This is a genomic window from Plantibacter elymi (nom. nud.), from assembly GCF_900177795.1.
Lineage (GTDB): Bacteria > Actinomycetota > Actinomycetes > Actinomycetales > Microbacteriaceae > Plantibacter > Plantibacter elymi.
The window spans coordinates 283864-310017 of the sequence record NZ_FXWJ01000004.1 but is presented as its reverse complement, the minus strand read 5'-3'; the positions used below and the strand labels follow the sequence as shown (position 1 = coordinate 310017).

The 26154-nt window shown below is 71.4% G+C and carries 19 protein-coding genes; 16 read left to right on the top strand and 3 right to left on the bottom strand.

Features of this window, described 5'->3' with window-relative positions:
- Nucleotides 1-36: 36 nt before the first annotated feature.
- Nucleotides 37-4881 (bottom strand): ATP-dependent helicase, encoded by a 4845-nt coding sequence (locus tag CCK91_RS13990; protein ID WP_086474509.1) that lies wholly within the window; start codon nucleotides 4879-4881, stop codon nucleotides 37-39.
- A 152-nt stretch (nucleotides 4882-5033) separates the two neighbouring features.
- On the opposite strand from CCK91_RS13990, the gene CCK91_RS13985 reads away from it, so the two are divergent.
- Entirely contained in the window at nucleotides 5034-5603 is a 570-nt protein-coding gene (locus tag CCK91_RS13985; RefSeq protein ID WP_064294286.1) for an NUDIX hydrolase family protein, read from the top strand.
- 88 nt (nucleotides 5604-5691) lie between these two features.
- On the opposite strand, the gene CCK91_RS13980 is transcribed toward CCK91_RS13985, so the two are convergent.
- Both CCK91_RS13980 and CCK91_RS13975 read right to left on the bottom strand, forming a co-directional pair.
- Entirely contained in the window at nucleotides 5692-6186 is a 495-nt protein-coding gene (locus CCK91_RS13980; RefSeq protein WP_085511004.1) for a GNAT family N-acetyltransferase, read from the bottom strand.
- A 109-nt stretch (nucleotides 6187-6295) separates the two neighbouring features.
- Nucleotides 6296-7885, bottom strand: a complete 1590-nt coding sequence (locus CCK91_RS13975) for a DEAD/DEAH box helicase (protein ID WP_086474508.1) — start codon at nucleotides 7883-7885, stop codon at nucleotides 6296-6298.
- 478 nt (nucleotides 7886-8363) lie between these two features.
- Between CCK91_RS13975 and CCK91_RS13970 the strand changes: the two genes are divergently transcribed.
- From CCK91_RS13970 to CCK91_RS13900, 15 genes are all read left to right on the top strand, one after another.
- A complete protein-coding gene (locus tag CCK91_RS13970; RefSeq protein WP_086474507.1) occupies nucleotides 8364-10370 on the top strand; it encodes a glycoside hydrolase family 127 protein in 2007 nt (668 codons plus the stop codon).
- A gap of 78 nt (nucleotides 10371-10448) precedes the next feature.
- Nucleotides 10449-12143, top strand: a complete 1695-nt coding sequence (locus CCK91_RS13965; protein ID WP_079705216.1) for an ABC transporter substrate-binding protein — start codon at nucleotides 10449-10451, stop codon at nucleotides 12141-12143.
- A 21-nt stretch (nucleotides 12144-12164) separates the two neighbouring features.
- Nucleotides 12165-13124 (top strand): ABC transporter permease, encoded by a 960-nt coding sequence (locus CCK91_RS13960; protein WP_086474506.1) that lies wholly within the window; start codon nucleotides 12165-12167, stop codon nucleotides 13122-13124.
- Nucleotides 13121-14116, top strand: a complete 996-nt coding sequence (locus CCK91_RS13955) for an ABC transporter permease (protein WP_079705218.1) — start codon at nucleotides 13121-13123, stop codon at nucleotides 14114-14116. Before CCK91_RS13960 ends, CCK91_RS13955 begins: the two co-directional genes overlap by 4 nt.
- Nucleotides 14113-14994: an ABC transporter ATP-binding protein gene (locus CCK91_RS13950; RefSeq protein WP_086474505.1), complete on the top strand. Its 882-nt coding sequence runs from the start codon at nucleotides 14113-14115 to the stop codon at nucleotides 14992-14994. The genes CCK91_RS13955 and CCK91_RS13950 overlap by 4 nt, the downstream gene beginning before the upstream one ends.
- Nucleotides 14991-15869, top strand: a complete 879-nt coding sequence (locus CCK91_RS13945; RefSeq protein WP_086474504.1) for an ABC transporter ATP-binding protein — start codon at nucleotides 14991-14993, stop codon at nucleotides 15867-15869. Before CCK91_RS13950 ends, CCK91_RS13945 begins: the two co-directional genes overlap by 4 nt.
- Nucleotides 15866-17179 (top strand): alpha/beta fold hydrolase, encoded by a 1314-nt coding sequence (locus tag CCK91_RS13940; protein ID WP_086474503.1) that lies wholly within the window; start codon nucleotides 15866-15868, stop codon nucleotides 17177-17179. The genes CCK91_RS13945 and CCK91_RS13940 overlap by 4 nt, the downstream gene beginning before the upstream one ends.
- The gene (locus CCK91_RS13935; RefSeq protein WP_369821905.1) at nucleotides 17176-18666 is read left to right on the top strand and encodes an aminopeptidase P family protein; all 1491 of its coding nucleotides are present in this window, start codon (nucleotides 17176-17178) and stop codon (nucleotides 18664-18666) included. Before CCK91_RS13940 ends, CCK91_RS13935 begins: the two co-directional genes overlap by 4 nt.
- Nucleotides 18667-18707: 41 nt before the next feature.
- Nucleotides 18708-19385, top strand: coding sequence for a GntR family transcriptional regulator (locus CCK91_RS13930; protein ID WP_086474502.1), 678 nt, complete (start codon nucleotides 18708-18710; stop codon nucleotides 19383-19385).
- Nucleotides 19386-19503: 118 nt separating this feature from the next.
- Nucleotides 19504-20700: an NAD(P)/FAD-dependent oxidoreductase gene (locus CCK91_RS13925; protein ID WP_086474501.1), complete on the top strand. Its 1197-nt coding sequence runs from the start codon at nucleotides 19504-19506 to the stop codon at nucleotides 20698-20700.
- A complete protein-coding gene (locus tag CCK91_RS13920) occupies nucleotides 20700-21050 on the top strand; it encodes a (2Fe-2S)-binding protein (RefSeq protein ID WP_086474500.1) in 351 nt (116 codons plus the stop codon). Before CCK91_RS13925 ends, CCK91_RS13920 begins: the two co-directional genes overlap by 1 nt.
- Nucleotides 21047-22561: an FAD-dependent oxidoreductase gene (locus CCK91_RS13915; protein WP_086474499.1), complete on the top strand. Its 1515-nt coding sequence runs from the start codon at nucleotides 21047-21049 to the stop codon at nucleotides 22559-22561. The genes CCK91_RS13920 and CCK91_RS13915 overlap by 4 nt, the downstream gene beginning before the upstream one ends.
- Nucleotides 22562-22602: 41 nt before the next feature.
- Nucleotides 22603-23517, top strand: a complete 915-nt coding sequence (locus CCK91_RS13910; RefSeq protein WP_064294275.1) for a dihydrodipicolinate synthase family protein — start codon at nucleotides 22603-22605, stop codon at nucleotides 23515-23517.
- Between the two features lie 55 nt (nucleotides 23518-23572).
- Complete coding sequence (locus tag CCK91_RS13905; RefSeq protein WP_086474498.1) at nucleotides 23573-24574, top strand: proline racemase family protein; 1002 nt, start codon at nucleotides 23573-23575, stop codon at nucleotides 24572-24574.
- A 26-nt stretch (nucleotides 24575-24600) separates the two neighbouring features.
- The gene (locus CCK91_RS13900) at nucleotides 24601-26130 is read left to right on the top strand and encodes an aldehyde dehydrogenase (NADP(+)) (RefSeq protein WP_086474497.1); all 1530 of its coding nucleotides are present in this window, start codon (nucleotides 24601-24603) and stop codon (nucleotides 26128-26130) included.
- Nucleotides 26131-26154 lie beyond the last annotated feature (24 nt).

Below are 26154 nucleotides of genomic sequence, written 5' to 3'. Positions count from 1 at the left end.
CCGGCGCAACCCGTGGCGGAACGGCCGTGCGCCGGTTCACCCACGCCGGAGCCGCAATCCACGTGGTGTCTCGACGAATCCGGCGTCGCGCAGGGCGTATCCCGTCGGGGTGCCGAGCACGAAGGCGCCGTTGACCTGCTCGATGCCGAGTTTCTCGATGCGACCCGCCCGCACCGTCGCCGCCAGGGAACGCGCCCCGGCTCGGAGCTGGTCGTCGTCCTCCGAGAAGACGAGGGCTGTCTTGCCACCGCGTTCCAGGTAGTAGACCGGTGCTCCGTCGACGAGGACGACGAGCGCACCCGCCTTCCGCCCTGGCCGGTGCTTCACCCCGGTGACCTCCTGGCCCGGCCACCCGAGGGCGGCGCCGTAGGGGTTCGCCGGATCGGTCGCGGCGAGGGTGACGGCGTCGAGCGGTGGTTCGTCGTCGGTCCGGATGAACCCACGCAGGCGGTCGACGGTGCCGGAAGACGCGAACTGCGCGCCGCCGAGACGCTCCACGAAGTACCCGCGACGGCAGCGACCGTTCTCCTCGAACTGCTTCAGCACGCGGTAGGCGAGGGCGAAGCCGCCCGTCACTCCCTCCGCGACGACGGAGCCGCGCGTCACGACGCCGTACCGCTCGAGCAGGGTCTCACCCGTGGCGACGGCACGGATGGTGGCGTCCTGCTCGGCCAGCGGCAGGATCGACCACCGGCCACCGAGGGTCTGGCTCGCTCGCGTCGACATCGAGGGACGCTGCAGGTTGCGGCCACGGTACAGCTTCGATCGCGGGGTCTGCCGTTGCACCCGGTGCGCCGAGTTCCCCGAGCCGGAACCCACCAGGGTGCGGAGCGGTGAGAAGGTGTCGTTGGTGACGAGCCCGGCCCACACGAGCTCCCAGAGGGCGTCGACGAGGAGCTTGTCGTCCGTCGAGCCGACCGACTCCGCGAGCTGCCGGAAGAAGTACGCGCCGCCCCCGCCGAGCGTCGCGAGCAGTTCGGTCTGCAGGGCGTCGGGGGTGTGCGGTGTCGGAGCGAGGGGCAGCGTGAGCGGTGCCGTGTCGGCGAGGTGGAGCGCGACCCAGCCGTCGTTGCCGGGGATCGAACCGCTGCCCGACCACACGACCTCGCCCGTCGCGGTGAGCTCGTCGAGCATCGCGGGACTGTAGTCGGCGACGCGCGAGGGCAGGATCAACGACTCCCAGGCCGACGCCGGGATGGGCGCGCCGGCGAGCTGGTCGATGACCGTCGCGACGCCGTCGACGCCGCGGAGCGTCCCGCCGAGGTGCTGCCACACCGGCAGGAACCGGGCGAACGCCTGCTGCTCGACCGGCTCGACCTCGTGCCGCAGCGCGGCGAGCGAACGGATGCGGAGCTTGCGCAGCACGCCGGCGTCGCACCACTCCGTCGCATCGGTGGGGCTGCGGTCGGCGTCGTCGTCCTCGCCCACCTGCTGCCGGCCGGCGGGGAGGAACTCGCCCTTGACCACGCGGCCGGCGTCGGCCAGCCGGGCGAGCGTGTGCTGGACCACCGCGGTCCCGAGACCGAAGCGCCTGGCCGTCTGCCCGGTCGTGAACGGCCCGTGCGTGCGCGCGTGGCGGGCGAGGAGGTCGCCCAGCGGATCGGCGACCGGCTCGGTGAACGCGACCGGCACGCCGATGGGCAGCGGGGTGCCGAGGGCGTCGCGGAGTCGACCGGCGTCCTCGATCGCGGCGAAGCGCTCCTCGCCGGCGATCGGGACGCGGATGACGCGCTTCGAGCGTTCGAGTTCGGCGACGGCGGCCGCGGAGCGAGCGGGATCTGGGGCCCAGGCGTGCGGGTCGTCGCCGCGACTCGCCTCGCCGTCGGTGGAGACGGCGACGCCGTCGAAGGTCGTCCGGGCTGCGATCTCGTCGATGGTGAGCGGGCCGAGCATCCGGAGCGCGTCGGCGACGCCCTCGACCCCCTTGAGCCGACGCTCGGGGTCGAGACGCTGCAGCTCGAGCGCGGTCTGCTCGATGACGCCGGGGTCGAGGAGCTCGCGAAGTTCCACGCGGCCGAGGAGTTCGCCGAGCATGGTGCTGTCGACCGCGAGCGCCGCGGCCCGACGCTCGGCCAAGGGGCTGTCGCCCTCGTACATGAACGCGCCGACGTAGCCGAACAGGAGCGAGCGGGCGTAGGGCGAGGGCTGATCCGTCGTGGTCTCGACGATGCGGATCGCGCGCGACTGCAGCTCGCGGGCGAGGTGGTCGAGGGCCGGGAGGTCGTAGACGTCCTGCAGACACTCGCGGAGCGTCTCGAGGATGATCGGGAACGTCGGGTACTGCTTCGCGACCTCGAGGAGCTGCGCCGACCGCTGGCGCTGCTGCCAGAGTGGCGAGCGCTTCTGCGGCGAGTAGTTCGGGAGCAGCAGGGCACGGGCGGCGCACTCGCGGAACCGCGAGGCGAACAATGCCGAGCCGCCGACCTCCTGCGTGACGAGGGCGTCGAGCTCCTCCGGTTCGAAGACGAAGAGTTCGGCTCCCGGCGGCTCGCTCTCGGTGTCGGGCAGGCGGACGATGATGCCGTCGTCGCTCGCCACCGCCGAGCCGTCGACCCCCAGCCGCTCCTGCACCCGGGCGCCGACCGCGAGCGCCCAGGGGGCGTGCACCCGGAGTCCGTAGGGGGAGTGGAGGATGACGCGCCAGTCGCCGAGTTCGTCGCGTGAGCGTTCGACGACGAGGGTCGTGTCGTTGGGGACGACGCCCGTCGCCTCGCGCTGCTCGCGGACGTAGGCGACGAGGTTGCTGATGGCCCGCTCGTCGAGGCCGGCTGCTTCGAGACGTGGGGTGGAGCCCGTGCCGGTGGTGTCGAGCTCGCGCACGAAGGCGCCGATGGCGCGACCGAGCTCGGCCGGGCGACCGATGCCGTCGCCCTTCCAGAACGGCAGTCGCCCCGGCTGGCCGAACGCCGGCGTCACGAGCACGCGGTCGTGGGTGATCTCCTGGATGCGCCAGCTCGTGGCGCCGAGGGCGAAGACGTCGCCGACGCGGGACTCGTAGACCATCTCCTCGTCGAGCTCGCCGACGCGCGCGCCTGCCCCCGACTCGCCGACCATGAACACGCCGAAGAGTCCGCGGTCGGGGATGGTGCCACCGCTCGTGACGGCGAGGCGCTGCGCTCCCGGCCGACCGATCAGGACCCCGGCGTCGCGATCCCAGACGATCCGCGGACGCAGCTCGGCGAAGGCGTCGGAGGGGTAGCGTCCGGCCAGGAGGTCGAGCGTCGCCTCGAAGGCCGAGCGGGGCAGGGAGGCGAACGGGGCACTGCGCTTGACCGTCTCGAACCAGTCCTCCACGCCGAGTTCGTCGAGCGCGACCGCCGCGACCGTCTGCTGCGCGAGGATGTCGAGCGGGTTCGAGGGGACCTCGATCGCCTCGATGAGCCCGGCCTCCATCCGCTCGGTCGCGACCGTGGTGCTGATGAGGTCGGCGCGGTGCTTCGGGAACAGGACGCCTCGGGAGACCTCGCCCACCTGGTGGCCGGCGCGGCCGACCCGCTGCAGGCCGCTCGCGACGCTCGGCGGGGACTCCACCTGGATGACGAGGTCGACCTCGCCCATGTCGATGCCGAGCTCGAGGCTCGAGGTCGCGACCACGCAGCGCAGGCGTCCCGACTTGAGGTCCTCCTCGATGCCCGCACGCTGCTCCTTGGAGACGGATCCGTGGTGGGCGCGTGCGAGGAGGGGGATGTCGTCGTCGCTCTCCTCGGTTGCCGGCCGGGCGGCTGCGGCCGCGACGCTCGTCGAGCCTCGGGTCTGGCCGCTTTGGGCCATGAGCTGCGCCGGTGGACGCCCGGCACCGGGGGTCGTGAGGGTGGTGTCGCCGAGTCGGGCCTCGTTGATCTCGTTGAGCCGGGCCGTGAGCCGCTCCGCCAGCCGACGGGAGTTGGCGAACACGATGGTGGAGCGGTGTGCGAGCACGCGGTCGACGATCGCCTCCTCGACGTGCGGCCAGATGCTACCGACGCGGTCTTCGCCGCCGCCGTCGCTGTTCGGGGTGTACCCGGTGAACCCGCCGCCACTGCCGTCGTCGTCGGCCTCACCGGGCGTCCGCATGCCGGCGTCGGGGTCGGTCATGTCGTCGACCGGGACGACCACGTGCAGATCGAAGGTCTTCGCGGCCGGCGGGGCCACGATCTCGACCGGTGCGCGGCCCCCGAGGAACCGCGCGACCTCCTCGGCGGGGCGCACCGTGGCGGAGAGCCCGATGCGCTGCACCGGCTTCTCGAGCATGGCGTCGAGCCGCTCGAGCGACACCGCGAGGTGCGCGCCGCGCTTCGTCGAGGCGACGGCGTGGATCTCGTCGATGATGACGGTGTCGACCGTGCGGAGGGTCTCCCGCGCCGCGCTCGTGAGCATGAGGAAGAGCGACTCGGGGGTGGTGATGAGGATGTCCGGTGGCTCTTTGGCCATCGCCCGGCGGTCGGCGGACGGGGTGTCGCCCGAGCGGACGCCGACACTGATGGTGGGTGGCTCGGTGCCGAGGCGGCGCGCCGCCTGGGCGATACCGACGAGCGGGGTGCGGAGGTTGCGCTCGACGTCGACGCCGAGGGCCTTCAGCGGCGAGATGTAGAGGACGCGGGTGCCGCGGGAGCGCTCGCGCTGGGCGGCGGCGGCCTCCGCTTCGTCGGCCTCGAGCCCGGTGAGCGGGACGCCGGCGCGCGGCCGCACCGCGTGCTCGGCGATGGCCTCGGAGAGCAGGCGGTCGATCGACCAGAGGAACGCGGACAGGGTCTTGCCCGAACCGGTCGGCGCGACGACGAGGGCGTTGGCGCCGCGGGAGATCGCATCCCAGGCACCTGCCTGCGCCGGCGTGGGCGCGACGAACGCCCCCTCGAACCAGTCGCGCGTCGCGGGGGAGAAGCGCTCGAGCACCTCGGTCATGGGTTCCATCATCCTGCACCCCACCGACACCGCGACCGGCGTCGCGCGCGGTCGCATGGCCCCGTATGATCCCGCCGCGCGTCGGGCGCGGTGTCCGGTCGAACCGCCGCCCACCTGGATCGCCGCTCGGCTCCATACGGTATGAAGGAGCTATGAGCGTTCGCACCCCTGATCCCAACCCGGAACCCGATCTCCCCGGCAATTCCAATCCGGGCTGGTTGTCGGACGTCGAACTCGAGGAGATCCGCCGCCGGCTCCCGCTGCTGTACGTGGAGGCCGTTCCGGTCCGCGTCGACGGCTTCGGTGTCGTCACCGAGGTGGGCGTCCTGCTCCGGGCCACCGCGCTCGGAGAGATGACGCGCACGCTCGTCTCCGGTCGCGTCATGTACGGCGAGACGATCCGCGACGCGCTCTTCCGTCACCTGGAGAAGGACCTCGGTCCGATGGCGTTCCCGCTGCTCCCCGCGTCGCCAGTGCCGTTCCAGGTGGCCGAGTACTTCCCGTTGCCGGGCCTGTCGCCGTACTCGGACGACCGGCAGCACGCCGTCGCGCTGGCGTACGTCGTCCCGGTGACCGGCACCTGCGAACCCCGCCAGGACGCGCTCGAACTCACGTGGATGACACCCGAGGCGGCATCCTCCGACGCGATCGCCGCCGAGATGGAGGGCGGCCGCGGCACGCTCCTCCGCGCGGCCCTCGCCTCCGTCGGCCGGCTGCGCTAGCCCTTCGACAGGCTCAGGGACCGGAGAACGGTTCAGGGACCGGGGAAGCGGTTCAGGGACCGGGGAACGGCTCAGGGGCAGGGGCGCGTCAGCGGGTGTAGCGGACCTCGTCGATCATCTCGCCGAGGAACGGCTCGGTCTTGGCTCCGCCGTCGAGGACGAACCCGTTGCGCTGGTAGAAGCGGTGCGCACGCGGGTTGTCCGCGGCGACCCACAGGAACGACGGCTGGCCGTCGGGGATGGCGGCGTCGAACAGCTGCTGACCGATCCCGGTGCCGTGCCACGCGTCGAGCAGGTAGATGAAGTAGAGCTCGCGCTCGCGGGGTGCGTCCTCCTCGCGGGCCGGACCTGAACCGGAGAACCCGACGATCTCGCCGTCGACGAGGGCCGCGAAGTGCGTGTACTCGGGGCCCTGTGCCGCCCAGTGGGTCCAGAGCTCGGCCATGCGACGCGGCGACAGCTTCGCGAGCGTCGCAGCGCTGATGAGGTGGTCGTAGGTCTCGTGCCAGGACGTGGCGTGGACGCGTCCCAGCGACTCGGCATCGACGTCGCGGACGGGGCGGACGACTGCGTTGACGTTCATGGTGGAACCGTATCCCGAGCGCCCCCGTCTCGCGAAATCGAGCGGGTCCGCGAACGGCGAAGCGCCGCCCACCCTGCAGGGGACGGCGCTTCGTTCGAGCGGTTCGCTGCTAGTTGCCGCTGGACGCGCGACGGTTGGTCCGGGGACGCGAGGACTCGGCGGGAGCGCCCGAGTTCGCGGCGTAGCCGGTGCTGTAGTGCGTGCGGCTGCCACCGGTGGCGGCACCGGCACCTGCACGGGCACCGCCCGAGCGACCGGCGCCGGAGCGCTGTCCGCCCTGACCACCGTTGCCGCCGGCGGGACGACCGCCACGACGACCGCCGCCGCCCTGGCCGCCCTCGCGAGGAGCGCTGTCGCGGCTCGCGCCGGCACGGGCGCCGTCGCGGTCGCGGTGACCGTTGCCGAGGCCGTTGCCGTCGCGGGCTGCGCGCTTGCGCTGCGCGTTGGCACCCTGCGAGCGACCACCGCCGCCACCACCCTGCTGCTGCACGGCCGCACGCGGCGCGGGCTTCACGTAGGCGGCGACGTCGCCGATGAGCTCGAGGACCGCCGGGGAGGTCGCGGTGACCGCCTGCGGGGTGACGGTGATCTCGGCCTTGCGGAGGAGCTTCTTGAGGTCCTCCATCTGGCCGGGGATCGCGAGGGTGACGACGTCACCGGCGCTGCCCGCACGAGCCGTGCGGCCCGAGCGGTGCAGGTACGCCTTGTGCTCGGTCGGCGGGTCGACGTGGATGACGAGTTCGACGTCGTCGACGTGCACACCGCGGGCGGCGACGTCGGTGGCGACGAGGACCTTGGCGGTGCCGGCGCTGAAGGCCGCGAGGTTGCGGTCGCGGGCCACCTGCGAGAGGTTGCCGTGCAGGTCGACTGCGGGGATGCCGGAGTCGGTGAGCTGCTTCGCGAGCTTCTTGGCGTGGTGCTTCGTGCGCATGAAGAGGATGCGGCGGCCGCTACCCGAGGCGAGGGCCTGGATGAGGTCCTTCTTCGACTCGACCGAGGGCGTCGTGAAGACGTGGTGGGTCATCGCGGCGACGGGCGAGTTCGCCTCGTCGACGGAGTGGAGCACCTCGTTCTGCAGGAACTTGCGGACGAGCTTGTCCACGCCGTTGTCGAGCGTCGCGGAGAACAGCAGACGCTGCCCGCCGCGAGGCGTCTTGTCGAGGATGCGCGTGACGACCGGCAGGAAGCCGAGGTCGGCCATGTGGTCGGCCTCGTCGAGGACGGTGATCTCCACGGCGTCGAGGTTCACGAAGCCCTGCTTCATGAGGTCCTCGAGGCGGCCGGGGCAGGCGATGACGATGTCGACGCCGGCGCGGAGCGCCTCTTCCTGACGCTTCTGCGAGACGCCGCCGAAGATCGTGGTGGTCTTGAGCGAGTAGGCGTCGGCCAGCGGCTGCATGACCGCGGCGATCTGCGTGGCGAGCTCGCGCGTCGGAGCGAGGACGAGTCCGAGCGGGCGACCCGGGCGGCGCTTGCCACCGGCGAGCGCGCCGCCGAGACGGGCGACCATCGGGATGCTGAAGGCCAGGGTCTTGCCGGAGCCGGTCTTGCCGCGGCCGAGGACGTCGCGTCCGCCGAGGGTGTCGGGGAGCGTGTCGATCTGGATGGGGAACGCGCTCGTCTTGCCGTCCTTCGCGAGGGAGGCGACGAGCGGTGCCGGGACGCCGAGGGCGTCGAAGGTGATGGTTGCTTCGGTCATGGGTGTGTGTCTCTTTCAGGCACGGCCACGAGCTTCGATGACGGCTGCCGGCGCACTCATGTGCGGTAGCGGGCACTGCCGGGATGACCACGCACGTGATGACTCACGTGGATGGTACGGCGTGCTTCCGTCGGCGTCGTCGCTGGTGGGAGGTGGCGAAGGCGCAGGTCGCGCATCCGTTCGCCGTATGAAGTGTCATCGACCCTGGCATGCACCGCTGGGTGCCGTGCAGGGGAGAGAGGGAGCGTTCTACGACGCAAGCGAGTACCGCACCGGAAGGCGCGATCGCACGCAAGTTCCTCCAGCGTAGCGCATCCGGCGAGGAGTCTGCTGGGAGTGGCGCGTTACGGCTGTGTTTCCATCTCCTGGAATCGGTCGTCGGCGCTTGACAGTCCGCTGGAGCAGGTGAGTAATGTGTCACCCACCACAAACCCGGATCCGTGTACTGTGTCACACGGTACAGAAAGGCCTGTCGCCCATGAGCTTCGACGAAGACGCCCGAGCAGCGAGCACCGCGGTGCACGCGGGAGGCCGGTACGCCGCCGTCGCACCGATCGCAGGAGTCCGCATCCCGCTGGGCGCCGGACAGGTTCGGCTCGGCGACGGAGAACTCGGCCGGTGGCAGGAGCGCAATCGTCGAGCGACGGTTCCGCACTCCATCGAGCAGCTCCGCCTCGCCGGCAACCTCGACAACCTCGCCCGGATCGCCGACCCCGGGGACGGCACGTCACGTTTCCGCGGGCGCTACCCGTTCCTCGACACCGACGTCTTCAAGACCCTGGAAGGCCTCGCCTACCTGCTCGCCGAGGAGACGGTGGCAGACGACGTCCGCGACTTCTACGAGGAGGCCGTCGGCGTCATCGAAGCCGCGCAGCGCGAGGACGGGTACCTCAACTCCTACTTCCAGGCTCCGGAGATCGAGAAGGAGCCCTGGGAGGACCTCGCCTGGGGCCACGAGCTGTACAACCTCGGGCACCTCATCCAGGCGGCGATCGCCGCGAAGCGTCGTCTCGGCGACGACCGTCTGCTGATCGTCGCCCGGGCCTTCGCCGACCTCGCCGTCGAACGGTTCGGACCCGACGGCGACCCGCAGGTGTGCGGGCACCCCGAGGTCGAGATGGCCCTGGTCGAGCTGTTCCGTGAGACCGGCGTTCGGTCCTACCTCGATCTCGCCACCGCGTTCGTGGACCGACGTGGTCACGGCACGGTCGAGCTCCGGGTCTTCCCCGCCGAGTACTTCCAGGATTCGGCCCCACTGCGCGACCTCGACTCCGTGACCGGGCACGCCGTCCGCATGGCCTACCTGGCCGCCGGAGCGACCGACGTCGCCCTCGAACGCGGCGACCGGGAGCTGCTCTCGTCGCTGCAGCGGCTCTGGGACGACATGGTGGAGACGAAGCTCTACCTCACGGGCGGCCTCGGGAGTCGACACTCCGACGAGGCGATCGGCGACCGCTACGAGCTGCCGTCCGAACGCTCCTACAGCGAGACGTGCGCCGCGATCGCCGTGATGCAGTGGGGCTGGCGCCTGTACCTCGCGACCGGGTCGGCGGCCATCCTCGACACCGTCGAGACCGTCCTCTACAACGCGTACGCCGCCGGCCTCTCCGCGGACGGAATGGCCTTCTTCTACGACAACCCGTTGCAGCGTCGCCCCGACCACCTGCAGCGATCGGGGGCGGAGGCGGACGGCGAACTCCTCAGGCGGAGCTGGTTCGGCTGCCCGTGCTGCCCGCCGAACATCGTGCGCTGGGCCGCGGAGTTGCAGGATCACCTCGCGACGTCGACCCCCGCCGGTGTCGAAGTCGCCCACCTCACCGCGGCGTCGATCACGACCGAGCGACTCTCCGTCACCGTCGACACCGCGTATCCGTGGGACGGAGCGGTCACCGTGACGGTGGACACCGCCGCCGACGACGAGGTCGAGCTCGCGATCCGCATCCCCGCGTGGGTCGTCGGTGGCTCCATCCGCGTGGGCGGATCGACCGCGCCGCTCGAACCCGTCGACGGGTGGATCCGTGTCCGGCGGTGGTGGCGTGCCGGCGACACCGTGGAACTCGACCTCCCGATGCCCGTCCGGGCGCACGGTGCGCACCCCTCCGTCGACGCCCTCCGCGGCTCGATCGCCTTCGTCCGCGGACCGATCGTCTCCTGCGCCGAGCAGCAGGACACGACGGCGGACCTCGACCTCCTGCGGTTCTCCGGCGCCGACGCGGATCGCGCGGTCGTCGAGCACCGTCGGATCCTGGACCGGGAGGGGATCGACGCCGTCGCGCTCCTCGTCCCGGCGGCCGTCGACGCCCCCGCTCCGGCCGTGCTCTACCCGGTCCTGTCCGGTGCGCCCGACGCCGAGCCCGCCACGGCACCGCTCGCCGAGGTCGAGCCGCCGGCCACGGTGACGCAGACCACCGCGACCCTCATCCCCTACGCCCTCTGGGGCAACCGCGAACCGGGCGCCATGCGCGTCTGGTTCCGCGCCCACTGACCTCCTCCCGTCCCCCGACCCCGCTCCACCCTCTCCACCCGCGGGCGACCCGCCCGATCGACACGAAAGCAGAGCGTCATGAAGCAACGATTCTCCATCCCCGCCCTCGCGGCGGCGGCCGTCCTCCTCCTCGCGGGGTGTACCTCCGCGGGTTCGGGCTCGGGAGGTGACGGACCGTCCAGCACCCCGGTGAAGGGCGGCACCGTCGACGTCCTCCTGAACGCGGACTTCTCGCACCTCGACCCGGTCCAGGGCTTCGACGGCGGCGTGAACAACTTCTACCGCCTCATCTACCGCACGTTGACGACGCAGTCCACGGGCGAGGGCGCCAAGGGCACCGAGATGGTCCCCGACCTCGCGACCGACCTCGGCACGGTGAGCGACGACGGCCTCCAGTGGACGTTCACGCTCAAGGACGACCTGAAGTTCGAGGACGGCACGCCGATCACGAGTAAGGACGTGAAGTTCGGCGTCGAGCGCTCCTTCGACCCGGCCATCGCCGTCGGATCGCCCTACGCCCGCCTCACGATCGCCGGCACGGACTCGTACGAGGGCCCGTACATCACGGGTGACCTGCCGTCCATCCAGACGCCGGACGACCAGACCATCGTCTTCACGCTCAAGGAGCCGTTCGCCGACTTCGCAAGCGTCGTCGGGCAGAACAGCTTCACGCCCTTCCCCGCCGACACCGAGCGGGTGACGACGACGAGCCTCGACAAGATGCCGATCGCCTCCGGCCCCTACAAGGTCGACAGCTACGAGCGCGGTTCGCAGCTGAAGCTCGTCCGCAACGACTCGTGGGACCCGAAGACGGACGACGTCCGCAAGGCCTACCCGGACGGCTTCGACTTCACCTTCGGCCTCGACGCCTCGACCATCGACGAGCGCATGATCGCCGGCCAGGGTGACGACGCGAACGCGATCGCCGGGTCCGTCCAGGCGGCCTCCATCTCCCGGATCCAGACGCCGGCCCTCAAGGCCCGGACCATCGCCGGCCTCCAGGGCTGCACCACGTACATGGGGCTGAACACGACCAAGCCGAACATGGACAACCCGCTGGTCCGCCAGGCCATCGCCTACGCTATCGACCGCGAGTCGGTGAAGGACGCCTCGGGCGGATCGCAGCTCGCGGACATCGCGACCACCATGCTGCCGCCCACCGTCGCCGGCCACACCGAGTTCGACCTCTACCCGAGCAAGGACAACGCAGGCGACCCGGAGAAGGCCAAGGAACTCCTCGCCGAGGCGGGCCTCCCCGACGGCTTCTCCTTCACGCTCGACATCCGCAGCCAGCCCAAGATGCAGGCGCAGGCCGAGGCGGTGCAGCAGGCGCTCGCGAAGGCCGGCATCACGGTGAACTTCAACCTCATCGACACCTCGACCTACTACGAGGTCATCGGCACGACGTCGCAGCAGAACGACGCCGCCATCACCGGTTGGTGCCCGGACTGGGCCTCCGGCTCGACCTTCCTGCCGCCGCTCTTCGACGGCTCGCAGATCTTCCCGAAGGGCAACTCGAACATCGCGCAGCTGAACGACCCCGCCGTCAACGAGCGCATCGCCGAGATCCGCGCGATGACCGACACCGACGAGGCCAACGCCGCCTGGGGCGCGCTCGACGAGCAGATCCAGAAGCTCGTGCCGACGGTGCCGCTGCTGTTCGAGAAGACCGTCATGGTCGTCGGAGCCAACGTCGCCGGTGCGTACTCGCACGCCGGGTACTCGGGTGGCATCGACTACGTGTCCGTCGGCCTGTCCTCGGCCGGCAAGTAGTCGGAAAGCCGGTAAGCGAAGATGTCGTCGTCCGTTCCCAGTGAGCTGACCACCGTCGCTGAGGAGGTGGGTGCGCCGGTCGGTGCGCCCACCCCAGCGCGGCGGGTGATCGCCACCCTCCGCTCCAGCCCGCCGGTGCTGCTCAGCGTCGCGTTCATCGTGCTCGTCGTGCTGCTCGCGATCCTCGCCCCGCTGATCACCGCGATCAGCGGCTGGGGTCCGTACACCTTCGACAAGTCGGCGGTGGACTCCGACCTCGGCGGCGTGCCGATCGGCAACCTCGGCGGGATGTCCGCCGAGCACTGGTTCGGGGTCGAACCCGGGAACGGACGCGACATCTTCGCGCGCATCGCCTTCGGTGCACAGGTGTCGCTGTCGATCGCCGTCTCGGCGACGATCGTCACGACCGTGCTCGGCGTCGTGCTCGGCATGCTCGCCGGCTTCTACGGCGGGTGGGTCGACCAGGTCGTCTCGCGCGTCATGGACTTCCTCATGGCGTTCCCGTCGCTCATCTTCATGATCGCGCTCCTGTCGGCCCTCCCCGCCGGCAACCGACCGGTCCTGCTCGTCGTCGTGCTGAGCCTCTTCGGCTGGCCGTACACCGCTCGGGTGGTGCGCGGTCAGGCGATGTCGCTGCGGACGAGCGAGTTCGTCGAGTCGGCGCGCGCATCGGGCGCCGGCGGTATCCGCATCGTGTTCCGCGAGATCCTGCCGAACCTCCGAGGCACCATCATCGTCCTGGCCACCCTCGCCGTGCCCGGCTACATCGGCACGGAGGCGGGCCTCTCCTTCCTCGGCGTCGGCGTCACCCCGCCCACGCCGAGCTGGGGCCAGATGATCGCGACCGCGGTCGGCTGGTACGCGGTCGACCCGATGTACTTCCTGATCCCCGGCACCTTCCTGTTCCTCACGGTGCTGTCCTTCACCGTGCTCGGCGACCGCCTGCGCAAGGCCCTCGACTCGGGAGACGCCGCCTCATGACCCTCTACCTCCTGCGCCGGATCGCGTCGGCGATCGGCATCCTGCTGCTCATCAGCCTCTTCACCTACGTCATCTTCTTCCTGCTGTCGCCCGACCCGGCGGTGCAGATCTGCGGCAAGACCTGCACACCCGACCGCATCGACCAGATCCGGGCGCAGCTCGGGCTCGACCAGCCGTTCTGGCAGCAGTACCTCGAGTTCATCCGGGGGATCGTCATGGGCCGGAGCTACGGGGAGGGCGCCTCGGCGGTCTCCTGCGCGGCGCCGTGCCTCGGCTTCAGCTTCCAGACCAACGAGTCCGTCATGGACATGATCACCGCGCGCTTCCCCGTGACCGCGACGGTCGCGATCGGTGCGGCGGTCCTCTGGCTGCTCGTCGGCGTCAGCGGTGGCCTGCTCAGCGCCGTCAAGCAGGGGACCGGCTGGGACCGTGGGGCGATGATGGTCGCCCTCGCCGGCATCAGCCTGCCGAACTACTTCCTCGCGCTCCTCCTGCAGTACGTCCTCGTGGTGCAACTGCAGATCCTGCCGTTCCCGCAGGCCGTGCCGTTCGCCGAGGACCCGGTCCGGTGGTTCCAGAACTACCTCATGCCGTGGATCGTGCTCGCCCTCGGCTACGCGTCGATGTACGCGAGGCTCGTCCGGGCGAACGTCATCGACACCCTCGGCGAGAACTTCATGCGGACCGCCCGGGCGAAGGGCCTGCCCGCGCCCCTCATCCTGCGCCGCCACGCGCTGCGGCCCGCGCTCACCCCCGTCGTCACGCTCTTCGGCATGGACTTCGCGGGCCTCCTCGGTGGCGCCCTCATCACCGAGACGGTGTTCGGACTGAACGGCGTCGGCAAGCTCGCCGCCGACTCGATCGCGAAGAACGACCAGCCGGTCATCATGGGCGTCACCCTCCTGGCCGCGTTCTTCGTGGTCATCGGCAACGTCGTGGTCGACGTCGTGTACACGTTCCTCGACCCGAGAGTGAGAGTGAAGAGCGCATGAGCCCCACCGTCACCAAGACCATCTCCCTGCCCGTCCCCGGTGCAGCGCTGCTCGAGGTCGACGACCTCACGGTCACCTTCCCGACCACCGCCGGCGACGTCGACGTGGTGCGGAAGGCGTCGTTCGCGGTCCAGCACGGCCAGACCCTCGGCATCGTGGGCGAGTCGGGCTCAGGCAAATCCATGACCTCGCTCGCGATCATGGGACTCCTCCCGAACGGCGGGCGCACGACCGGCAGCGTCCGACTGAGCGGACACGAGCTCGTCGGGCGAAGCGACCGCGAGATGCGCCGCGTGCGCGGCGACCGGATCGCGATGGTCTTCCAGGACCCGCTCTCCTCGCTCAACCCGTACTACACCGTCGGACTGCAGATCGAGGAGGCGTACCGCGCCCATCGCGGCGGTTCCCGGAAGGCCGCCAGGGCGGTCACGATCGAGGCCCTCGAACGGGTCCGCATCGCGGACGCCTCCCGGCGCGTCGACCACTACCCGCACCAGTTCTCGGGCGGCATGCGGCAGCGCATCATGATCGCCATGGCGCTCTGCCTGGAACCCGACCTGCTCATCGCGGACGAACCGACGACGGCGCTCGACGTCACCGTCCAGGCGCAGATCCTCGACCTGCTCTCCGAACTGCAACGGGAGACCGGTGCCGGCATGATCTTCATCACCCACGACCTCGCCGTCGTCAGTCAGGTCGCCGACGACGTGCTCGTCATGCGCGGCGGCGACCCCGTCGAGATGGGCACGGCCGAGCAGATCTTCTCCCGGCCACAGGCGGCGTACACCCGGGCGCTGCTCGACGCCCTCCCACGGATCGACGACCCGTTCACCGAGCGCCCGACGGCACCCGCCACGACCGGAGAAGGACAGGCATGAACGACGCACCAGTGCTCCTGCAGGCCACCGGGCTGACGAAGGACTTCACCACGAGGGGCGACGGCGCGTTCCGCGCAAGCACCACCCAGTTCCGCGCCGTCGACGACGTCGGGTTCGCCGTCCGCGCCGGCGAGACGCTCGGCATCGTCGGGGAGTCGGGCAGCGGCAAATCGACGACCGCACGGATGATCGCGAAGCTCATCGAACCGACCGCCGGCACGATCACCTTCGACGGCGAGGACGTCACCACTGCGCGTGGGCCGGCGCTCGCCGCGTTCCGGACGAAGGTGCAGGTCGTCTTCCAGGACCCGTTCTCCTCCCTCAACCCGAGGCACACCGTCGAGCGCATCGTGTCGGCACCGCTCGACTACCAGGGCATCACCCCGAAGCAGGGCAAGCGTGCCCTCGTGCGCGACCTCCTCGACCGCGTCGGCCTGAACCCCGACCACCTCCAGCGCTACCCACGGCAGTTCTCCGGCGGCCAGGCCCAGCGCATCGGGATCGCCCGGGCGCTCGCCGTCTCCCCGAAGCTCGTGATCTGCGACGAGGCGGTGTCGGCGCTCGACGTGTCGGTGCAGGCACGCATCATCGACCTGCTGCGCGACCTGCAGGCCGAGCGCGGCCTGAGCTACCTGTTCATCGCGCACGACCTCGCCGTCGTGCGGCAGATCGCGCACGACGTCGCCGTCATGCACCGGGGCAAGGTGGTCGAGCAGGGTGACCGCGAGGCGATCTTCGACCACCCGCAGGACGAGTACACGAAGACCCTGCTCGCCGCCGTGCCCACGATCGACCCGAGCTGGGAGGCCGCGCGTGCCACCATGCTCGAACAGGAGCGGACGCACGGACCGGCCGCCGGAAGGACAGAGGCATGACCCACCGCACCACCACCTCCCTGCTGCCGGGGATCCACGTGACCGACCACACGGTCGACGTCCCGCTCGACTGGCGGCGCCCCGACGACGGCCGCACGATCAGCCTGTTCGCCCGCGAACTCGTCGACCCCCTGCGTCGCGACGAGCAGCTCCCGGTCCTCGTGTTCCTCCAGGGCGGACCGGGCGGCAAAGGCCCGCGTCCGGTGTCGAGGGACGGCTGGGTCGCCGAGGCCCTCCGCACCTTCCGGCTCGTGCTGCTCGACCAGCGCGGCACCGGCCGGAGCACCAGGATCGACGGCCGGTCCATCGCGGCCGTCGGTGACGCTGCCGCACAGGCCGAGTACCTGGAACGCTTCCGGGCCGACTCGATCGTCGACGACGCCGAGTACCTGCGCCGCACCGTCTTCGGTGGCCGTCGCTGGTCGACGCTCGGTCAGAGCTACGGCGGGTTCCTCACCCTCACCTACCTCTCGCGAGCCCCGGAGGGACTGGCCGCCTGCTACGTCACCGGCGGTCTCGCGGGCATCCACCCGTCGGCGGCTGAGGTCTACCGCCGCACCTATCCGCGCACCGAGCGCAAGAACCGGGCCTTCGCCGAGCGGTACCCCCGGGACGTCGACACCGTCGCGCGGATCGCCGACCGACTCGCCGCCGAGGAGGTGCTCCTGCCGGACGGCGACCGACTCACCGTGCGGCGCTTCCAGAACCTCGGGATCGACTTCGGGATGAAGCCCGGTTACGAGCGCCTCCATTGGCTGCTCGACGAGGCGTTCGACAGCGGCGACCGCCTGAGCGACACCTTCCTGGCGCAGGTCTGGGGGAGGACGTCCTACGTCGACAACCCCCTCTTCATCGCCCTGCAGGAGAGCATCTACGGTGCCGCCGGCGCGGGGGCGACCGCGTGGGCGGCGCAGGCCGAGCGCGACGCACGCCCGGCGTTCGCCGAGACGGCCAGTCCGCTGCTGTTCACAGGGGAGATGGTGTATCCCTGGATGTTCGAGGAGATCCGCTCGCTCCGACCCTTCCAGGGTGCGGTGGAGCGACTGGCGGCCAAGACCGACTGGGACCCGCTGTACGACCCCGCGGTCCTGCAGGCGAGCACGGTGCCGCTCGCCGCGGCCGTGTACTACGACGACATGTACGTGGACGCGCAGCTGCAGTTGGAGACGGTCGACGCCGTCGGCGGGGCGACCGCCTGGGTCACGAACGAGTACGAGCACGACGGGATCCAGGACGCCGCCGTGGTGCGCCGCCTGTTCTCGATGGTGGACGAGCGCGGCGGCCGTCGCGCGGATGAGGAGCAGGCATGACCGACACGCAGCAGCAGGCGCCCGAGCAGACGGCGGGCCTCGCGCCTGCCACCACTGAGGCACCGGCCACGTCCATGCCGCGCCCGGCGAACCCGGACCCGAAGCTGCCCCGCCTGGCAGAGGTGCCGGCGTTCCGCGAGTTCCTCGGCACCGGTTGGGGTACCCCCGACCGCACGCCGCCGGTCGAGCCCGGGATCGCTGCGGCCGCAGCCGAGCACCGTCGTCGGCTGAGCGAGGCCTTCGTCGGGCGGACGCTCGTCGTCGCCTCCGGTCGCGCGCCCGTCCGGGCCAACGACTCGAACTACGACTTCCGCCCCGACAGCGATTTCTTCTGGCTCACCGGCTGCTCCGCCGAGGACGCGGTCCTCGTGCTGCGTCCGAGCGGCGCCGGTCACGACGCGACGTTGTACATCCCGGCACCGGCGCACCCGGGCGAGACCGGGTTCTTCGCCGACGCCAACCACGGTGAGCTCTGGGTCGGCTCCGCGCCGGGGCCGGCCGACTGGTCGGCGGTCCTCGACCTCCGAGTCGAGGTGCTCGCCGCGCTGCCCGACGCGCTCCGAGGCGTCGAGCGACCACTCCTCGCGGGGACCCTGACCTCGCAGCATCGCGCGCTCGAGCCGCTGACGGTCGCGCCGGAACTCGGCCGTGTGCTCTCGGAACTGCGCATGATCAAGGACGACTGGGAGATCGCGGAGCTGCGACGAGCGGTCGACGCGACCGTCGGCGGGTTCTCCGCCGTGATCCGGGAGCTGCCGACGGCCGTCGCCGGGGGCGGTGAGCGCTGGCTGCAGGGGACCTTCGACCGGCACGCCCGCACCACGGGGAACGGCCCCGGCTACTCGACCATCGTCGGGAGCGGCGCGCACGCACCCACGCTCCACTGGGTGCGCTGCGACGGCCCGGTCCGCCCCGAGGACGCGATCCTGCTCGACATGGGCGTGGAGACGCGTGCGTTCTACACGGCGGACGTCACGCGGACCTTCCCTGTCTCGGGCACCTTCAGCCCGGAGCAGCGCCGCGTCCACGACCTCGTCGAGGCGTCCCACCGCGCCGGGATGGCCGCCGTGCGGCCGGGCCGCGACTTCACCGACTTCCACCACGCGGCCATGGAGGTCATCGCGCAGGGACTCCACGACTGGGACCTCCTGCCGGTGTCCGTCGACGAGGCGCTCAGCCCGGTCGGGCAACAGCATCGGCGGTACCTCGTGTGCGGCATCGGTCACCACCTCGGCCTCGACGTCCACGACTGCGCGAAGTCCTCCTACGAGGCCTACCAGGGTGGCTCGATGGCCCCCGGTATGGTCCTCACGGTCGAGCCGGGGCTGTACTTCCACGCCTTCGACGAGACGGTTCCACCGGAACTGCGCGGCATCGGCGTCCGGCTCGAGGACGACCTCCTCGTGACGGCCGACGGCGCCGAGGTGCTGTCGGATGCGCTGCCCATCGACGCGTCGGGCATCGAAGCGTGGATGCGCGCCCAGTAACCTGAGCGGACCGTGGTGGGAGACGAAGGATGGGAGTCGCGATGAGCATGTCGGCGATCCGACCGGCCGAGGAACGGCTGAGCCTGCGCGCGCAGGTGGAGCGGGCGGTGTCCGCGGCGATCATCTCGGGCGAGCTCGCTCCGGGGACGATGATCTCGGTACCGACGCTGGCGGTGCAGTTCAACGTCTCGGCGACCCCCGTCCGCGAAGCGATGCTCGATCTCGAGAAGCGCGACTTCGTCGAGGCGGTCCGCAACAAGGGCTTCCGGGTCACCGTCGTCAGCGAGGCCTCGCTCCGCAACACGGCGCAGATCCGCCAGCTCCTCGAGCCGCCCGCGATGGCGGACCTGGCCGAGGTCTTCGACCACGAGTCATTGCCCGCGCTCCGGCAGCAGGCGGACGACATCGTGGCCGGTGCCCGCGACGGCGACCTGACCCGGTACCTCGAAGCCGACCAGGCGTTCCACCTCGCGCTCACCGCGAAGCTCGGCAACCCGCTCCTCGTCGAGCTCGTCGCCGACCTCCGCGGACGCACCCGGCTCGTGGGGCTGGCCGCCATGCTCGACTCGCAGCAGCTCGACCGCTCGGCCGTGGAGCACCACGAGCTCCTCGACGCCCTCGAGCGGGGTGACGGGGTCGCCGCTCGCGAGCTCATGCATCGACACATCGGGCACACCACCGGCTGGTGGGCCGGCAAGCCCGAATCCGACGCCGAGTAGCCCCGGGCGTGCGTGCGCGGACCTCGACCAGGATCCGCGATCGTGCACGCTTGCCTGTTCAGTGAATGTGTGACACATTACTGAAAGCCCTTCCCCGTACCGACCGAGAGGACCGCCCGTGACCCGCATCGTCATCGTCGGCGCCGGCATCGTCGGTGCGGCCTGCGCGCGGATCCTCGCGCGCCGCGGCGCCGAGGTCGTCGTGCTCGACCGTTCGGCGGCCGCCGGCGGCACGAGCGGCTCGGGGGAGGGGAACCTCCTCGTCTCCGACAAGGGGCCCGGCCCCGAACTCGACCTCGCCCGGTACGCCTCACGCCTCTGGCCCGCCGTCACCGCCGAACTCGTGGCCGAACTGGGACCGACCTTCCCGAGCATCGAGTTCGAGCGCAAGGGCGGCATCGTGGTCGCCACCACCGAGGCCGGCGCGCAGCCGCTGCTCGACTTCGCCGCCGCCCAGCGTGCCGCCGGTGTCGACGCCAGACCCCTCACCGAGGACGAGCTGCTCGCGGCGGAGCCGTCGATCACCCGCTCGTCCACGGCGGCCGTCCACTATCCCGAGGATGCACAGGTCCAGCCCGTCATCGCCACGGAGGCCCTGCTCGCCTCGGCCCGGCGGGCGGGCGCTGTCGTGCGCACCGGCGTCACCGTGACGGGCGGCGTCCGGAGCGCGACCGGACGCCTCACGGGTGTCCGGACCTCCGTGGGCGACGTCTCGGGCGACGCGGTCCTCGTCTGCGCCGGACCGTGGTCGGCCGAGCTCGGCGAGGTACTCGGCGCACCCGTCCCGGTCCGTCCCCGACGCGGCATGGTCCTCGTCACCACCCGCATGCCGCACCGCGTGCACCACAAGGTCTACGACGGCGACTACTTCGGGGCGACGCAGTCGAGCGACGCCTCGCTCCAGACCTCGAGCGTCGTCGAGTCGACGGCTGCGGGCACGGTCCTCATCGGCTCGAGCCGGCAGCAGATCGGGTTCGACGCACGCCTCGACGTCGACGTGCTCCGCGAGGTGGCGGCGAAGTCGCTGCGCCTCTTCCCGTTCCTGCGCGACACCTCGGTCATGCGCAGCTACGGCGGCTTCCGGCCCTACATGCCCGACCACCTCCCGGTCATCGGCCCCGACCACCGCGTCGACGGCCTGTGGCACGCGACAGGCCACGAGGGCGCCGGCATCGGACTGGCCCTCGCGACGGCTGAGCTCATCGCCGCCCGCCTGCTCGGCGGATCGGCCGACCTCGACGACGCCCCGTTCCAACTCGACCGCCCGGGCCTCGCCCCGCACCTGCGCGTCGACCGGCCGGCGGAGGTGGCCTGATGGTCTCGAGACGACTGCCCGCGACGAACGACCGGATCGTGCCCGGCATGGAGGACGCGCTGCGCATCGACCTCGACGGGACGCCCGTCGACGGACTCCGTGGACAGACGATCGCCGGTGTCCTGTTGGGCTCCGGCGTCCTCGCCTGGCGCCGCACCAGTGGGTCAGGGAAGCCGCGCGGCGTCTTCTGCGGCATCGGGGTCTGCTTCGACTGCATCGTCACGGTGAACGGCCAGCGGGACGTCCGTGCCTGCCAGCGTCGCGCCGCGGACGGCGACCGCATCGAGACACAGCACGACGCCCTCCCGGAACCCACGACGGAGAACGACCCGTTCGGGGACCGGACATGAGCGCCCGGCAGCGCGAGGTCGTCGTCGTCGGTGCAGGTCCCGCCGGCCTCCAGGCCGCACTCGCCGCCCGGGCGCTCGGCGCCGCCGTCACGCTGCTCGACGCCTCGGACGAGCTCGGCGGTCAGTACTGGCGGCACCTGCCGGCCAGCCGGCCGTCGGAAGCCGAGGCCTCGCTGCACCACGGGTTCGAGCGCTTCGTCGCCATGCGTGCGGCGCTCGACACCGACGACGGCTGCACGGTGATCACCGAGGCGCAGGTCTGGGCGATCGACGTCGACCGTGCCGCCGACCACGGCTCCGACGACACCTCCGGGGCGACCGGCTTGCGCCTGCACGTCCTCGTCGGACCGCCGGACGGCGCCGACCGCACGCCGCTGACCCTCCGGCCGGACGCGCTCGTCCTCGCGACCGGCGCACACGACCGCACGCTGCCGTTCCCCGGCTGGGACCTCCCCGGCGTCTTCTCAGCCGGTGCCGCCCAGGCCCTCGCGAAGGGCGAGCGGGTCGCCGTCGGTCAGCGGGTGGTCGTGGCCGGCGCCGGACCGTTCCTGTTGCCGGTGGCCGCGTCCCTGACCGCGACCGGATCACGCGTGCTCGGGGTCTACGAGGCCACGACCGTCGGCGGACTCGCCAGGGGCTGGCTCCCCAAGCCCTGGCAGCTGCTCGGCGTGACCGGGAAGGCCGGTGAGCTGCTCGGCTACGTCGGCGGCCACCTCCGCCACCGGATCCCGTACCGCGTCGGTCACGCCGTGGTCGCCGCGCACGGCACCGACCGGGTCGAGCGCGTGACCATCGCCGCCGTCGACGCCGACTGGTCGCCGATCCCCGGAACCGAGCGCACGATCGATGCGGACGCCGTGTGCGTCAGCCACGGGTTCACCCCGCGGCTCGAGCTGCCCGTCGCGGTCGGCTGCGCGCTCACCGAAGCCCGGTTCGTCCAGGTCGACGCCGAGCAGCGCACGAGCGTCCCGACCGTCTTCGCGGCCGGGGAGATCACCGGGATCGGGGGCGTCGACGCCGCGCTCGCCGAGGGCGCGATCGCGGGACACGCTGCGGCCGGCGGACTCCCCGGTGCCTCCGGGATCCGTGCCGCCGTGAGTCGACGCGACACGTTCCTCGCCTTCGCCGACCGGCTCGAACGCGCCCACGGCATCCGGGCCGGCTGGAGCGACTGGCTCGACGACGACACCACGATCTGCCGCTGCGAGGAGGTCGACTACGGCTCGTTGCGCGCGACCGCGACCGCCACCTGCGCGACCGGCCTGCGGTCCCTCAAACTCAGCACACGTGCCGGGCTCGGGATCTGCCAGGGCCGCATGTGCGGTCGCACCGTCGAGGAGCTCCTCCACCGCGTCGCCTCCGAATCCGGCGGCGACGGCCTCATCGACGGCGTCTCGAGCGACCGCCGGCCCATCGCCTCCCCGCTGCGCATCGGCGAACTCGCCGCGCAGGCACCGGGACACCCTCCCCACGAACCGCCGTCGACCCCGACGGCCGAACACCCAGGATGACCGACCGGTCTCCGCACCACTCCCTCGGAAAGGAACCACCCATGGCCAAGCAGTTCGACCTCGGCGGCGTCATCGTCGCGACCACCCTCGCGTTCAAGGAGGACGCCTCGGCGCCCGCAGGCCTCGCCGTCGACTACGACCGCTTCGCCGAGCACTGCAACTGGCTCATCGAGAACGGCTGCCGCGGCGTCGGCCCGAACGGCTCGCTCGGTGAGTACTCGTCGCTGACGGACGCCGAGCGTCGTAAGGTCATCCAGGTCGCGGTCGACACCGTCGGCGACCGCGGCCTCGTCGTCGCCGGGGTGCACGGCGTCGGCTGGCACCAGGCCCAGCAGTGGGCCGAGTACGCGAAGGAGGACGGCGCGGACGGCGTCCTGCTCCTGCCGCCCACCATCTACCGGGCGAACGACGACGAGGTCATCGAGCACTACAGCCGCGTGGACGAGGTCGGCCTGCCGATCATGGCCTACAACAACCCCATCGACACCAAGGTCGACCTCACGCCCGACCTGCTGGTCGAACTCGCCAAGCTCGAGCACGTCGTCGCCGTGAAGGAGTTCTCGGCCGACATCCGTCGGGTGCTCGAGATCCAGGACAAGACCGACCTCGACGTCATCGCGGGGGCGGACGACCTCCTCTTCGAGTCCCTCGTCGCCGGCGCGGTCGGCTGGTTCGCCGGCTACCCGAACGCCTTCCCGCGCGAGGCCGTCGAGCTGTACACGCTCGTCACCTCGGGTCGCGTCGACGAGGCCCGCACCCTCTACCGCGAGCTCGTCCCCGTCTTCGGGTGGGACTCGAAGACGGAGTTCGTCCAGGCCATCAAGCTGTCGATCGACATCGCCGGCGAGAGCTACGGTGGTCCGACGCGTCCGCCGCGCGGTCCGCTGAACGCGCTCCAGACGGAGCAGGTCACGACGCAGACGCGTCGCGCGCTCGACTACCTCGCGGCACGCTGAGCCTGACGGCCGACGCGACACCCCGTCCACGACCACCAGCCCTGAGAGGCACACCATGAAGTCCTCCCGCATGATCAGTGCGGTCGACTCGCACACCGAGGGCATGCCGACCCGCGTCGTCACCGGCGGGGTCGGCGTGATCCCCGGCGCGACCATGAACGAGAAGCGCCTCCACTTCATGGAGCACCTCGACGACCTGCGGCTCTTCCTCATGAACGAGCCCCGCGGTCATGCGGCGATGAGCGGGGCGATCCTGCAGCCGTCGACGCGCGCGGACTGCGACTGGGGCGTCGTGTACATCGAGGTGTCCGGCTGCCTGCCGATGTGCGGGCACGGCACCATCGGGGTCGCGACGGTCCTCGTGGAGACCGGCATGGTGGAGGTGGTCGAGCCGGTCACGACGATCCGGCTCGACACCCCCGCCGGACTGGTGATCGCGCGGGTCGACGTCAGCGACGGGCACGCCGACCGCGTGACGATCGAGAACGTCCCGAGCTACGTCGACCGCCTCGACGCCACGATCGAGGTGCCGGGCCTCGGCACCATGCCGTACAGCCTCGCGTTCGGCGGCAACTTCTACGCGATGGTCGACCTCGACGACGTGGGCCTCCCCTTCGACCGCGACCGTCAGCAGGACATCCTCGACGCGGGACTGCGGATCATGGCGGCGATCAACGAGCAGGCGCCGCCCGTGCACCCCGAGATCGCCGGCCTCGACCACTGCCACCACGTCGAGTTCATCGCGCCGGGATCCGACGCCGTGCTGTCCCGGCACGCGATGGCCATCTTCCCGGGGTGGTTCGACCGCTCACCATGCGGCACCGGAACCTCCGCGCGCATGGCCGAGCTCTGGGCCCGCGGTGAACTGCAGCTCGACCAGGACTTCGTCAACGAATCCTTCATCGGCAGCCGGTTCACCGGCCGGCTGATCGCCGAGACGACGGTGGCGGGCAGGCCGGCCGTCATCCCGACCATCTCCGGTCGGGCCTGGGTCACCGGAATCGGCTCCTACCTCCTCGACCCCGCCGATCCGTTCCCGACCGGCTTCCAGTTCTGAACCACATCACGATCCCGGAGGATCACATGACGACCACGCCAGCCCCCGACGCCACCATCGCCGAGACGAGCTCCGTGCAGCTCGAGGAGATCCTCCGGGGAGCCGCCGCGGCGGCACCCGCGTGGGCCGCGACGCCGGCGGACGCTCGTGCGCGAGCGCTCGTCGCCGTCGCCGACGCCCTGCAGGCCCACGCGGACGAGCTCGTCCCGGTCGGCATGGCGGAGACGGGTCTCGCCGAGGCCCGGCTCCGCGGCGAACTCCTCCGCACCGCCGTGCAGCTGCGGCTCTTCGCGGAGACGATCGTCGACGGCTCCTACCTCGACGTCCGGATCGACGAGGCCGACCCGGAATTCGCGCTCGGCGCGCGCCCGGAACTCCGCCGCGTCCTCGTGCCGCTCGGCCCGGTCGTGAACTTCGCGGCAAGCAACTTCCCGTTCGCCTTCTCCGTCGCCGGTGGTGACACCGCGTCGATCCTCGCGGCCGGATGCCCGGTGATCCTCAAGGTGCACGACGGGCACCCGCGGCTCTCGCTCGCAACGGCGGCCGTCGTCGAGGCCGCGCTGCGGGCGTCCGGGGCTCCTGACGGCGTCTTCCAGACGATCATCGGCCAGGAGGCCGGCGTCGTCGCCCTGCAGGACGAGCGCGTCCGGGCCGGTTCCTTCACGGGCTCCCTCCGGGCCGGCCGGATCCTCGCGGACCTCGCGGCGGCACGCCCCGTCCCGATCCCGTTCTTCGGCGAGCTCGGCAGCGTCAACCCCGTGTTCGTGACGCAGACCGCCCTCGACGAGTCCGCAACGGCCATCGCGACGGGATTCGTCACGAGTGTCGCGGGCTCGGCAGGTCAGCTGTGCACGAAGCCCGGCTTCGTCTACCTGCCGGACGGCGCGGGGCTCGACGAGTCGATCCGCGAGGCTGCTGCCGCGGTCCCCGAGCACCGACTCCTGAACGACCGCATCACGGCCGGGTACCAGGCGAGGCGCGACACGATCCTCGGCACCGACGGCGTGCGGGTCATCGCCGAGGGTTCGTTGCGGGTCGACGAGGACGGCGACGGCTGGGCGACCCCCACGATCGTCGCGGTCTCACTCGACGCGCTGCGGGCCGGTCGGGACGCCCTGCTCGACGAGGCCTTCGGTCCGTTGTCGATCCTCGTCGAGGTCCCGGCCGGTACGGCGTTCGCACCGCTCGTGCCGGAGCTCTGCGAGGGCAACCTGACGGCCACCCTGCACGCCGGTGCCGACGAGACGAGCGACGACCTCGTGGAGCTCGTCCAGCAGCTTTCGGCGCACGCCGGCCGGGTGCTGTTCGGCGGTTGGCCCACCGGCGTCGCGGTCACGCCCGCCATGCAGCACGGCGGGCCGTGGCCGGCGACGACGAACGACTCGAGCACCTCGGTGGGGACGGCCGCGATCACCCGTTTCCTGCGGCCGGTCGCGTTCCAGAACATGCCGGACCGGTTCCTGCCGGAGGTGCTGCGGTCGTCGGCCACCGGTGTCCCACGCACGGTCGCGCCCGCGGGCGAGTCGACGCACTGGGGCGAGGCGGCTCAGCGCTGACGCGCGGCCGGCCGGACCTCCGGA